Genomic DNA, 13814 nt, shown 5'->3' with positions numbered 1-13814 from the left:
CTTTTTTATGCACATTAACTTTTGCTGGCACAAGAATTTCCTATCTTTGAAATATGATCAAAACTGCTGAGGAATTTTTAGAGAAGAGTGATGAGAAAGCGTTCGATTTATCACACCGTAAAACCATCAATTACAATATCGGTAAGTATAATGTCGCGGTAGAACGTGGATTATCCAAATTCGAAAACCTGGAGGCATCGAAAAAGAAAGCGCACGTCATTAAATGGCGTGTAATGGAAAATCTCGATAAATTCTTGCCAGAATTTGAATCTAACTTCCAACGCAGAGGTGGTAAAGTAATTTGGGCAAATGATGCTGCAGAAGCTCAAAGAGAGATTCTGAACATCATTAAAAAGAACAATGGTAAATCAGTCATCAAGTCAAAATCGATGACTACTGAAGAAATCCATTTAAATGAATTTCTGGAAAGTAATCAGATTGAATCTTTGGAAAGTGATTTAGGCGAGTATATTGTTCAGCTTCTGGGGCAGCCACCTTACCACATTGTTACCCCAGCCATGCACCTGAGTGCCACAGACATTGCGCAGCTTTTTCACGATAAGTTTGGTACTCCCTTAGATGCAACACCGCCTCAACTCGTGCAAAAAGCAAGAGAGTTGCTGAGGGAAAAATATTTAAATGCTGATATCGGTATCAGTGGCGGTAATTTTTTAATTGCAGATACCGGAAGCATTGCCTTAACAGAAAATGAGGGAAATGCCCGCTTAAGTACCACATTTCCAAAGATCCATATCGCCATCGTTGGTATTGAAAAGGTAATTCCGTCTATGACAGACCTGGATTTGTTTTGGCCACTATTGGCTTCTCATGGAACAGGCCAAAATTTAACGGTATACAACACTATTTTAAGTGGACCAAGGCAAGCCGATGAAACAGATGGTCCGGAAGAAATGTATGTCATCTTGCTGGATAACGGCAGGACGAACCTTTTAGCACAAAAAGATCAGCGCCAGGGCCTTTATTGCATCCGTTGTGGTGCCTGCTTAAATGCCTGCCCTGTTTATAAAAACATTGGCGGTCATACATATAATACTACTTACAGCGGCCCTATCGGCTCTGTAATCACACCACATTTAAAAGGAATGGAAGAATTTAAGCATTTAAGTTATGCTTCTAGTCTTTGTGGAAAATGTTCGGAGGTATGCCCCGTTAAAATTGATATCCACAAAATGCTTTTATTGAATCGCAGAGATGCCGCTACAGCACATGAAAATGGAAAGACAGAAGAGATGGGCTGGAACATGTTCAATAAAATGATGCAAAAACGTAAATGGATGGACTTTTTTGGTGGAAGATTTAAAAATTTCATGCTTAAAACCTTCTTCAAAAAAAGCTGGGGTAAATACAGAGAGATGCCAAAAGTGGCAGATAAATCTTTTGCCAAACAGTGGGAAGAATTGAAAAAAAGTAAAGAATCTTAATCTATTCACTATAAATCACCTCATATGTACTTCAACCGAAGAGATAAAGACGACCAATTCTTATTGAATTTATACAAAAGGCTTCTTTATCCCCGAATGGTTGAAGAGAAAATGCTCAAACTCCTACGCCAGGGTAGAATTGGTAAATGGTTTTCGGGTATTGGCCAGGAAGCCATTGCTGTTGGGAGTACCCTTGCGATGCAAAACGATGAATATATTTTGCCCATGCACCGTAATCTGGGGGTATTCACCACACGCGATATTCCATTAAAAAAATTAATGGCACAATGGCAAGGCAAGGTAACGGGATTTACTAAAGGTCGCGATCGCTCCTTTCATTTCGGCACGCAAGATTATAAAATTATAGGGATGATATCCCATTTAGGCCCTCAATTGGCGTTGGCTGATGGAATAGCACTGGCCGATGTACTAGCCGAACAACCAAAAGCCACCTTGGTTTTTACCGGTGAAGGGGCAACAAGTGAGGGCGATTTCCATGAGGCACTCAATGTTGCGGCTGTTTGGAACCTTCCTGTCATCTTCCTGATAGAAAATAATGGCTATGGTCTATCCACACCTACTCAGGAACAATACAGGTGCAAAAATCTCATCGATAAAGCTATTGGATATGGAATGGAAGGTATCCAGATTGATGGCAATAATATTTTAGAAGTTTTTGATACTATAAGCCTTATCTCAGCCGAGATTAGAAAGGATCCCCGTCCTGTTTTATTAGAGTGCTTAACCTTTAGAATGCGTGGTCATGAAGAAGCCTCCGGAACAAAATACGTTCCCCAGGAGCTATTTGACCAGTGGGAGAAAAAAGATCCGATCAGCAATTTCGAAACCTATTTAATGACTGAAGGCATTTTGAATCCTGAACTCGTCAACGAACTCAAAACACAGCTCAAAAAAGCCATTGAATTAGATGTAGAGGCAGCTTTTAAGGAGGAAGAGCCTCATGCAGATGTCAATCAGGAATTGAAAGACATGTATTATCCATTCGAGCAAGAGGTAGTGGAACCCGGAACATCATCAACAGAAAAAAGATATTTAGATGCCATTTCTGAAGGCCTGGAGCTTGCCATGCTGAAATATCCTAACCTGGTGCTGATGGGACAGGACATTGCAGATTATGGAGGTGCATTTAAAATTACAGATGGGTTTACTGATAAATTTGGTAAAGGAAGAGTAAGAAATACCCCGATTTGCGAATCGGCCATTGTTGGAGCAGGATTAGGCTTATCTATTAATGGTTTCAAAGCTGTTGTGGAAATGCAATTTGCTGATTTTGTAAGCGTAGGCTTTAATCAAATCGTGAATAACCTGGCTAAGACCCATTACCGCTGGGGAGAAAAAGCAGATGTAGTTGTACGAATGCCAACAGGCGCCGGAACAGGTGCTGGTCCTTTTCACTCACAAAGTAATGAAGCATGGTTTACCAAAACACCCGGATTAAAAATAGTCTATCCGGCATTTCCTGCAGACGCGAAGGGTTTACTTTTGGCAGCTATCGAAGAGCCAAACCCTGTAATTTATTTTGAGCATAAATATCTTTACAGAAGCTTAAGCGCAGCAGTTCCTGATGGCTATTACACCACAGAAATCGGTAAAGCGGTAGAGCTCAGTTCGGGTAATCAACTGGCTATTATAACTTATGGATTAGGCGTTCACTGGGCATTGGATTACTTAAAGGAGCATCCAGAGTGCGATGCAACACTCATTGATCTAAGAACGCTCCAACCTTGGGATAAAGCTACTGTGGAGGCAACTGTAAAGGCTACAGGAAGGATATTGATCTTACACGAAGACACCCTAACCAATGGCTTTGGCGCTGAAATAGCAGCGTGGATTGGGGAACACTGTTTTCAATACCTTGATGCACCTGTTATGCGTTGCGCCAGCCTGGATACTGCCATCCCCATGAACAAGATTTTGGAAGACGATTTTCTGGCTAAAGCCAGATTAGCGGAAACAATAGAGAAATTATTGAAATACTAAGGTGTTTAAACCAAAACTCGTCATGCTCAATTTATTTCAGCATCTTCTATAAAAGACCCTGAAATAAATTCAGGGTGACGGATAAATTAAAAAAAATCTGATGAACACATTTAAAGTCGAAGGCAATATAGTCGATATCTTAAAACGCAATATTTTCTTCGGAGAGATTGAGGTTGACAATGGGAAAATCAAATCAATCCACAGGCATTCAGAAGCAAAAGAAAATACCCATTTTATTCTTCCCGGGTTTATCGATAGTCATGTGCATATCGAAAGCAGCATGTTAATTCCGAGTGAATTTGCAAGGCTGGCAGTGGTTCATGGAACGGTATCCACCATCAGCGATCCACACGAAATTGCCAATGTTTGCGGAATTGAGGGAGTAGAATTCATGATAGAAAACGGTAAAACGGTTCCCTTTAAGTTTAATTTTGGCGCTCCCAGTTGCGTTCCGGCTACTGTATTTGAAACCGCAGGTGCTGAACTTAATCACGATGATGTAGAAAGTCTTTTGAAGCGTCCGGAAATAAAATATCTGAGTGAGATGATGAATTTCCCCGGGGTGATTTATAAAGATGATGAGGTACTGAAAAAGATTTCAACTGCACATCGATTGGGTAAACCGGTTGACGGACATGCACCAGGTCTGCGTGGCGATGCGCTTCAACAATATATCCATGCAGGTATTTCTACTGACCATGAATGTTTTACCGCCGAGGAAGCTCTTGACAAACTCCAGAGAGGGATGAAAATTCTCATTCGCGAAGGTAGTGCAGCAAAAAATTTCGATGCTTTGATTGATCTGTTAAACGATTGGCCAAAAATGATTATGTTTTGCAGTGACGATAAGCATCCGGACAGTTTAGTGGAAAATCACATCAATGCCCTTTGCGCAAGAGCAGTTGCCAAAGGAATCGACATTTTCCATGTACTTAGGGCAGCCTGCATCAATCCAGTTCATCATTATAAGTTGGATGTGGGCCAGCTGGGCATTGACGATTATGCCGACTTTATCATTATCGAAGATTTAAAGGACTTTAAAGTTAAACAGACCTATATAGATGGGGTTTTAGTGGCACAGAATGGCAGAATGGTTGGCGATTGGATTACACACATTGAAGCCGAGGAATCTGTAAATCACTTCAAATGCAGTTTAAAAAAAGAAACTGATTTCGCTTATCTTTATTCTGACCAACAAGAAATACCGCTTATTGAGGCGTTAGAGGGACAACTTATCACTAAAAAGCTTTCATTTCTTCCAAAAGTTATAACCGGCAATGCAGTAAGCGATGTAGAACGGGATATTTTAAAGATAGTAGTGGTTAACCGCTACCTTGATGCGCCGGTGGCCGTTTCCTTTGTAAAAAATTTCGGCTTAAAAAAAGGGGCTATTGCTTCTAGTGTTGCCCACGATAGCCATAATATCATTGCTGTTGGTGTAAATGATGAAAGTATTTGCGAGGCAGTTAATCTCGTAATTAAAGAAACCGGTGGTGTTGTGGCCTTAGGAAACGGCAAAGAAGAAGTTTTACCCCTTCCGGTTGCAGGCTTAATGAGTACTCAGAATGGTTACGAAATAGCCGAGCGTTATACTTCTATTGATAATTTTGCAAAGGAACTAGGTTCTACCTTAGTAGCTCCCTTCATGACACTTTCTTTTATGGCTTTACTCGTTATCCCACATTTGAAGTTAAGCGACAAAGGCTTGTTTGATGGAGATGAGTTTAGGCTGATTTAAGGCTTGAGGTGCAGTGCTGAAGGTTGAAGCCTAAGTAAACAAAAGAGCATTAGCAGTGGCATTTTTTATACGCCCCGTCTTGATACTTGATACTTGATACTTGATACTAAATACTTTATACTAAATACTTTATACTAAGTACTTGATACTAAATAAACCTCCGCCAAAGGATTAAACAAATAAATCCGCTTATCATCTAAACACACACAGCGGTAGCGTTTTCTAATCCGCTCTCCTTTTGTAAATCGTCGCCCATCTTTAATTTTAAAAGTTGTGTGTATGGGCAATTGCTCCAGGTGCAGGGTATCGGCTTTGTCGGTATCGTATTTTTTTAAAGCGCGTGATAAATGCAGATCCGAACAACTTGAAGCGGCTGGGTTAGACATGTAATTGTCAATCGCTTTGTGGATATCATGAGGAAAGATGTTCAAATCGAAAAATGGGACCATCATCCGCTGGAAATTCTTTTTCCACTCTGCACCGTGTGGCTTAACCTTATTTTTGAAATCGTTCCAGGTAATCAGGTGCGCAAACTCGTGAACGGTGGTCACTAAAAAAGCGTAATGATTTAAGTTAAAGTTGACAGAGATTCTATGACCTTTCCCTCCATAAGGATGGCGATAATCACCGAGCTTAGTTGAACGGGTTTTAGAAATCTTAAATTCACACTGAAAGTAATCTATCCACTTAGCAATTAGCGGCGCCGCCTCGGCAGGCATGTATTGCGCTAAAACTTTAACCTTTTCCATTTAACCGCAAAGTTCGCAAAGTTTTTCGCAAAGACAGGAAGAAAAAGGTTTGGTTAATCATATTTTACATACCATTGGCTATTCTCTTCAAACCGTCCTTTAAAAGCAATACATTGAAATTTATTAACAGCCCTAATCTATAATTTCCCAATTTCATATAAGTGAGTGTTTGCGCTAAATGAATATCATTTAGCGCATCAACACACTTCAGTTCAAGAACAAGTTTATGTTCAACCAGAATATCGATTCTATACCCACAATCGAGCTTTATGTCTTCGAATACGAGTGGCATTTTCTTTTCTTTTTCGGCAAACAGACCTGATTTCCTAATTTTATACAATAAACATTCCTGATAGGCACTTTCCAATAATCCAGGCCCAAGCGCATCATGTACTTTGATTGCTAGTCCGATTACAATTCTTGAGAGTTCATTTTCATCCATGGCTGGCGGTTAACTTAGCGTTCTTTGCGTTTCATCTTTGAGCACTTTGCGGTTTAACTTACTCTTCACTTGGAAACATCGATGCCAGTACCAACTTAATCTCCCCGAATGAATAATCCTTTCCTAAAAACTCTCTAATAGTGGCCATGGATTTGGTTTTCTGGCTTTCTATAGCGTCGCTGATGTTTTTGATTTTGTTGGGTTTAACCAGCTTAGCTACATCCAGCTGCTGGGTAGAGACATAGTAAGCTAAATGTGTTTCAATTGTACCCACAGATAAGCCCCGCTCCTTCGCAATCTCCGATGGGTCTTTCCCCTGGTTATACAGGTCAAAACTTACAAATTTGGTGTCTACTTTAGGTTCCTTTTTCTTTTTCTCCATTGGTGATTTGACCTTTAAAGTAGTTCCTTTCAACTGAATTGCCTTTTGAAGCTGTTGAGTGCGTTCAGCCTCATTTAATAGAGCATCAGTATCGGCTTTATTAAATTCCTTTCCTTCTATCAATGCCTGAAGCAATGCCTTTCCTTTATGAATTTTCTTTAATTGCTCGTAAACCAGAATTTCTAACTCAAGCAATTCTGTAAGATAGGTTTTGATTTGCTTCTCCTCCTTTATGGCTTCAATTTGTTCCAGAAAGCGGTCGGATAGTTCTTTAATGAGTGGATTAAAATATTTCAATGCAGCCTCTACCCTAATGAGCACATTACCTAAAGCATGGTCATGTTGTTGAGCGAAAAGATTTTTAAGCTGATTGATAAAAGTATCGGCCGTTGCCGTAATTTTTTGAAAATCTACATACAGATTCATCGTCCATTCATCATGGCGTTGCTTGGCTGATTTCCCTTCACTTTTATCAAAAGTTTGCGAATGCTCTTTCAAATAGTACCGCACAACATTCAAATCAAAAGCGGAAATTAAATATGCTTTGATAAATTCTATACTCTCCGTACTGATCTGTGCCGTTAAAACATCCGAGGGTTGTTTGGTTTGCGAAAAATAATGCACATTCTGATCTTGCTGTAAGCCACTATCACGCAGTTGAGAGGTTAAAACCAAACCCTTCAGTGAGCGCAACCTCGACAAAGCTACATAAGCCTGACCTGCAGCAAAAGCATCACCCACATCAATTATAGCTTTATCGAAGGTTAAACCCTGGCTTTTATGCACGGTAATGGCCCAGGCCAGTTTTATTGGATATTGTGTGAAGGAGCCGGCAACATTCTCTTTGATCTCGTTAGTGGCTTCATCCAGTTTATACTTTACATTTTCCCAGGTATAGGGAGAAATCTGAATCACCACTTTGTCTTCAGGTAATTCAATTTCTATTAAATCTTTTTCAATGTAATGTACAATCCCAATTTTACCATTGTAGTAACGCTTTTCGGCAGTCATGTCATTCTTGATAAACATTACCTGGGCACCAACTTTCAGTTCCAGACTTTTATCATTGGGATAGGCATACTCGTTAAACTCGCCCTGAACCTTGGCTTCAAAAAAGTACGATTTCGTTTGTAGCTGTGTTAACCGTTCGCGATTAATTCCATCGGCCTTATTGTTGTGCGTAGTTAGGGTAATATAATTTTCATCGGCAGCCGGTTTAAAATCACGTTTAAAATGTTGCTGCAGCAAGGCTGTATCTTCAGGTGTGATTTTATTATTCCGAAGGTTATTTAATAGATTAATGAAAACAGCATCATCCTGACGATATATCTTATCCAGTTCGATATAGACCGGCGGATTGTTTTGGAGTGCCAATGCATCGAAAAAGAAGATACTTTTATAAAATCTGGCCATAATTCGCCATTCATCATTCTTAACTACGGGTGGGAGCTGGTGTAAATCGCCTATAAACAATAACTGAACCCCTCCAAAAGGTATATTTCTATTCCTCCTAACATACCTCAAAGCAAAATCAATAGCATCCAGCATATCTGCCCGAAGCATACTTACCTCATCAATAACCAGCAACTCCAGCTCTTGCAGCATTCGCCGTTTATTTCCCTGCATATTTAAATGCTTCACCAAAGTTTTAGGCGTATTAAAGTTGAAAGTGATATTTTCGTTAATCAAAGATGCCGCCGCGTCTGGAAAAAAAGCCCCAAAGGGCAGCTGAAAAAGTGAGTGTATGGTGGTACCCGAAGCATTAATGGCCGCAATGCCCGTAGGTGCACAAATCAGGGTCTTCTTATGCGTGAGCTTAATCAGCTTACGTAAAAAAGTAGTTTTACCTGTACCAGCTTTCCCGGTTAAAAAAACGTGTTTGGAGGTATAATTCACAAATTTTGCCGCGATTTCTGCGGGCATAGAACTTTCTTCTAAAATTGGCATCTACAATAAAATTTTGGTTTGCTTTATTCTGAAGGGATAGTTAAAGCTAAACATTTTAGCACAAAAATAGGCATGATTTAAGAGAATACTGAAATTTAATTCAATGGCTATTGGGGAACTGGTGCATTGGTTCATTAGTCACTGGTTCATTAGCTCATTAGTCATCGGTTAATTCGGGTTATAGTCAGAAAAGAACAAAAAAGTACGGCAAACAAACCACCTATGATGAAAGGGCTCTATTTACAACACTATGTCTTGATTCTCAATACTTGGTTCTTGATACTCGATTCTTAACACTTGATACTCAATTACCAAGCTTTTTCTTATCTTTGCGGCTAGATGAAACAACAATATCAATATCTTATCGCTGTTAAATTCCTTTAACCAGGTTTCATCATTCTTTATATCCTAATTTTATTATGCTTAACCCTGAAATAGAAAAACGTAAAACCTTTGCCATTATTAGTCACCCCGATGCGGGAAAAACTACTTTAACAGAAAAATTTCTGCTTTTTGGTGGTGCGATTAATACTGCTGGTGCGGTAAAAAGAAATAAAGCCAACCAAAGTAATACTTCAGATTTTATGGAGATTGAACGTCAAAGGGGAATCTCTGTGGCCACTTCTGTAATGGGATTTGAATACAGCGGTAAGCGTATTAACATTTTGGATACCCCTGGTCACAAGGATTTTGCTGAAGATACTTACCGAACTTTATCTGCAGTGGATAGTGTTGTTTTGGTAGTAGATTGCGTAAAGGGGGTTGAGGAACAAACGGAAAAACTAATGTCTGTTTGCCGTATGCGGAATACTCCGGTGATTATTTTCGTTAATAAGATGGACCGTGAGGGTAAAGATGCTTTCGATCTTTTAGATGAAATAGAAGAAAAACTATCCATTAGCCTTTGTCCACTATCTTGGCCAATTGGTCAGGGACACACTTTTAAAGGGGTATATAGCATATACAACAAGCATTTAAATTTATTCAATTCTGACAAGAGTAAGGTTACAGAATCGGTTGTTGCGGTAAACGACTTAGACGATAGCGCTTTACTCGATTACCTAAAAGATACTGAGGTTCAAACGTTAAAGGACGATGCTGAACTGGTAAATGGTGTTTACGGAGATCTTGACTTAAGTTTGTATAAAGAAGGATTAGTTGCTCCGGTATTTTTCGGAAGTGCCATTAACAACTTCGGTATCAAAGAATTACTGGATACTTTTATTGATATAGCACCAAGTCCGAAACATCGTGAGGCAGAAGAACGCGACGTATTGGTGGAAGAGAAAAACTTCACTGGATTTGTATTTAAAATCCACGCCAACCTTGATCCTAAACACCGGGATAGAATTGCTTTCTTAAGGATTTGCTCAGGAAAATTTGAGCGTAATAAATTTTATTACCATACCCGTCAGGATAAAAAGCTAAAATTTAGCAACCCGATGGATTTTATGGCCAACGAGAAAAGCATTGTAGAAGAGGCATGGCCAGGTGATGTTGTGGGCTTATATGATAGTGGAAACTTTAAAATTGGCGATACTTTAACTGAAGGTGAAAAACTGCAGTTTAAAGGTATCCCAAGCTTCTCTCCTTCTATCTTCAAGGAAGTAGAAAATATGGATCCGATGCGTACCAAGCAATTGGAAAAAGGTATAGAGCAGTTAACTGATGAAGGGGTTGCGCAGCTTTTTGTAATGCAACCAGGAAACAGAAAAGTGATTGGTGCGGTTGGAGAACTGCAGTTCGAGGTAATCAATTTCCGTTTAGAGCATGAGTATGGTGCCAAATGTCGTTTCCGTACATTGAGCTACAGCCGCTCTAGCTGGGTAAATTCTACCGATAGAAAAAAACTGGATGAGTTTGTAAAACGTAAGCAAGCCCATATCGGGACAGATAAAGAAGGAAACCCGGTTTATCTGGCTGACAATGATTACATGATCAATCTAACCAAACAGGATTATCCTGATATTGAGTTCTTCAAAACCAGTGAGTTTAAGTAGTGGATATTTGAAGGATTGAATCAGTGATTGATTGAATGATTGAATATAGGATGATTGAGTTTTGAACGTTGAATTCAAAACTCAATCATTGGTAACTCATATTTGTATTTCTGTTTTGCGTTCAGGTTCTTCGTCTGTTATCTTGTATTGACTGAAAGTTCTGGCTAGCCTTGCTTTTATTTTAGAAATCAATAACCTCGGAGCCAATACTTTAACACATTCCCCAAAGCCCAATATCTCTCTTTCCAATTCGAAGTTTAATACCACATCTATCCTGAAAGTTGTTGTTTTTTCATTTTGGGTTAAAATAACCTGAGAATGATGCAGCGGTTTTGTAATCACATAGGGCGCGTGATCGTTCGTAAACTCCAAAATCACCTTCTGTGCCCGGTCTCTTTCGCTTTTGGTTACACCAATTAAGTCATCGTAATATCGATCGAAATCTACTCCCCGATATGGGAAAAAATCCTCGTTGGGCAATTCCTGAAATTCAACAATTCTATCTAGTGCCAGGTTTAAAATACCAGGTCTTTTCTTCGCCTTACAAATCAAAAACCACCTGTTGCGATATTCCTTTAGTAAATAAGGGTAGTAAATCCCCTGTTGTGCCTGATGTGCTTTGAACGATTTATATTCGATGAGCAGGGATCTTTTATTCAAAACAGCCTGATACAAAGACGGAATACATTCCAAACCTTTAACCAGCTTATTGCTCTCTAACTGAATGTTATTACCACTTTGCTTGGTCGATTTGTAAAGATTGTTTTCTAAACGGGCAATCATATCGCTCATCTCATCGAAGTAATTGAAGGCATTAAACTGTTTTAATACCCCAACAATTTCTTTCATTTTATCTACATCTGCATTATTGATCGGCGCATTTGTGATGCTAAAGCTTGGATCTTCATAAGCATAGAAACGTTTATCCTTAACCACAATAGGTGCATTGTATCCGAGCTTATCACTTCGCATCAATTGAATATCCGCCTGGATAGTCCGCTTACTTACACCAGAAGTAATCCCTTCAAGCTGGTACAAAGTGTCGGCAACCTTTTCGATAATATCATCCAGCGTCCATTTCCTGAATCGATTTCTCAAACAATCATCTATTGTTTTGTATCGGATAAGGGCTAGTTTATTTACGGCCATTGCGAGCGGTTTTAAGTTTATCGGCACAATCTATTCCTCATGCCTGATTTAAATATAAAGAAAGTCTCTCTCATCTACGCAATAGAATTGCGCAATTGAAGACAAAAAGCACTAAACCAGTTGAAAAATAAAAATTATCACACTAATTAACAACCACTTACAACAGAAGTGCAGAACAAATTTAAACTACGCAAATCGGCCGCGCATTGGTGGTGGCATCTTTGTAATGTCGCCAGTCGATAAAAGTTCTTTGAGCAAATATAAATCATGATATAAAGAAATCCCGAAAGGGATAGCAGTACAAAATAATAATCTATCCAAAGTTGTGGGTTTCTGAATAGCCCCAAAGTGTTCGGGTAAATTGCCTTGAACATACTGATAGAAATTAGATAGGCTGTTAAACACGTTGTGTGGGTGGGTTCGAATCCCACTTCTGGATTACCAGAATAACTCAGGGGTAGAGTGACAACAAAGTGCAGGTTCGAATCCTGCTTCCAACCATCACTTGGAATCGCATAAGGGTAGTGCAATGGAATCTTAATCCATCTAAAGAAGGGCAACTTCAAATGGCCCACCAGAATCAGCGCTGCGCAACCGCATTTGGCTACAGGCTTTACACGAAATCCTGAAAGCAAATTTGCCTTCAGCTCAGTAAGTATCAGCGAAGCATGACAGATTTTAAAAATCAATCATTCAATCGAAAAAAGTATTCAGCTCCAAGTAGCCCAATACTCATAAGAAAGACTGAATCATTTTTAAAAACATTGTGAAGAACTTTTACTTCCGCAGAAAACAAATAAATGTTCTTCCGCAGCGCTTTATGAACAAAAATAATTATAAACAAATAAAACATCAGAAAACATGAAAAGAGTAACAATTAACACCAATTATGTTGGATTGGTGTTCAAAAAAGGAAAATTAAAAACCGTACTAACAGCTGGTAGCCACTGGTTAGGATTCGGTGAAAACCTGTACATGTATGATATGGGTAAAGAGCATACTTACACTGCTGCCGAGTTGGATATCTTATTAGAAAATGCAGATTTTGTGAATTTAATTCACTTAGTGAACGTTGCCGATAATGAATTGGCTTTGGTTTATCAAAACCAAAATTTTAAAACCGTTCTATCTGCCGGAAGACATGCCATTTGGAAAGGTTTATCTACATATAATTTTGTTAAAGTTGATATTTCTAATATCGAGATTGCCAACAACCTGGATAAAAATCTTTTGGAAAAAGCACCTTTATCCAATTTTGTAAGAACTTTTAAAGTAGAGCCTTCAGAAAAAGCCTTGCTATTTATTGATGGCAAGTTTGAAAAAACTATGGAGGCTGGCAATTATAGCTTCTGGAAAAACAGTACCAGCATTCAAATCGCAAAAACCGATATGAGACAATTGAATATGGAGATTGTTGGACAAGAGATTTTAACTAAGGATAAAGCACAATTGCGAATCAATTTTAGTATCCAATACAAGGTAGAAGACATTGTTAAGACGTTGTTGGAAAACAAAGAGTTCGACAAACAACTGTACATCATCATGCAATTGGCTTTAAGAGAGTCGGTAGGACTGATGACCTTCGATGAGTTGATGGAGAGCAAAGAAAAAATTGCTGATCGGGTAATGGATATCACCATCAATAAAACGGCAGCCTTAGGGGTAAAATTGGCTGGTTGTGGCGTTAAGGATATTGTGTTGCCAGGCGATGTGAAGGAAATCATGAATCAAGTTCTGGTTGCCGAAAAGAGAGCACAAGCCAACATCATTACCCGAAGAGAGGAAACGGCTTCTACCAGAAGCTTGTTAAACACTGCGAAATTAATGGAAGACAACGCTATGCTATTCAAGTTAAAAGAGATGGAATACGTTGAAAAAATTGCAGAGAAAATCAATAACATCAGCTTGTCTGGAAGCGGACAAATCGTAGATCAATTGAAACAAATCTTCGTCAAATAAATTAA

9 protein-coding genes are annotated in these 13814 nt (G+C 39.1%); 5 read left to right on the top strand and 4 right to left on the bottom strand.

The genetic code is table 11. The annotated features are described in order from the left end of the window. The first annotated feature begins 53 nt into the window (after nt 1-53). From BMX11_RS13370 to ade, 3 genes are all read left to right on the top strand, one after another. Nucleotides 54-1442, top strand: a complete 1389-nt coding sequence (locus BMX11_RS13370; RefSeq protein ID WP_090885110.1) for a LutB/LldF family L-lactate oxidation iron-sulfur protein — start codon at nt 54-56, stop codon at nt 1440-1442. Between the two features lie 24 nt (nt 1443-1466). Beyond that, on the top strand, nt 1467-3443 hold the full coding sequence (locus BMX11_RS13365; protein ID WP_090885108.1) for an alpha-ketoacid dehydrogenase subunit alpha/beta: 1977 nt from the start codon (nt 1467-1469) through the stop codon (nt 3441-3443). A gap of 100 nt (nt 3444-3543) precedes the next feature. After that, nucleotides 3544-5181 carry an adenine deaminase gene (gene ade, locus BMX11_RS13360; protein ID WP_090885106.1) on the top strand — a complete coding sequence of 546 codons (1638 nt, stop codon included), beginning with the start codon at nt 3544-3546 and terminating at the stop codon, nt 5179-5181. A gap of 134 nt (nt 5182-5315) precedes the next feature. Here the strand turns inward: ade and BMX11_RS13355 are convergent, their stop codons facing one another. From BMX11_RS13355 to BMX11_RS24760, 3 genes are all read right to left on the bottom strand, one after another. After that, a complete protein-coding gene (locus BMX11_RS13355) occupies nt 5316-5930 on the bottom strand; it encodes a SprT-like domain-containing protein (RefSeq protein ID WP_090885104.1) in 615 nt (204 codons plus the stop codon). A gap of 64 nt (nt 5931-5994) precedes the next feature. Further along, the gene (locus BMX11_RS13350; protein WP_090885103.1) at nt 5995-6372 is read right to left on the bottom strand and encodes a GxxExxY protein; all 378 of its coding nucleotides are present in this window, start codon (nt 6370-6372) and stop codon (nt 5995-5997) included. Between the two features lie 58 nt (nt 6373-6430). Then, a complete protein-coding gene (locus BMX11_RS24760) occupies nt 6431-8701 on the bottom strand; it encodes a helix-turn-helix domain-containing protein (protein ID WP_090885097.1) in 2271 nt (756 codons plus the stop codon). 419 nt (nt 8702-9120) lie between these two features. Between BMX11_RS24760 and BMX11_RS13340 the strand changes: the two genes are divergently transcribed. Continuing rightward, entirely contained in the window at nt 9121-10701 is a 1581-nt protein-coding gene (locus BMX11_RS13340) for a peptide chain release factor 3 (RefSeq protein ID WP_090885096.1), read from the top strand. A 96-nt stretch (nt 10702-10797) separates the two neighbouring features. On the opposite strand, the gene BMX11_RS13335 is transcribed toward BMX11_RS13340, so the two are convergent. Continuing rightward, nucleotides 10798-11850, bottom strand: coding sequence for a helix-turn-helix transcriptional regulator (locus tag BMX11_RS13335; protein WP_090885095.1), 1053 nt, complete (start codon nt 11848-11850; stop codon nt 10798-10800). 861 nt (nt 11851-12711) lie between these two features. Between BMX11_RS13335 and BMX11_RS13330 the strand changes: the two genes are divergently transcribed. Next, nucleotides 12712-13809, top strand: a complete 1098-nt coding sequence (locus BMX11_RS13330) for a slipin family protein (RefSeq protein ID WP_090885094.1) — start codon at nt 12712-12714, stop codon at nt 13807-13809. Nucleotides 13810-13814 lie beyond the last annotated feature (5 nt).

Source organism: Pedobacter rhizosphaerae, from assembly GCF_900111155.1.
Taxonomy (GTDB): Bacteria; Bacteroidota; Bacteroidia; order Sphingobacteriales; family Sphingobacteriaceae; genus Pedobacter; species Pedobacter rhizosphaerae.
The sequence above is the reverse complement of the archived record's forward strand: the minus strand, read 5'-3'. Positions and strand labels throughout refer to the sequence as shown.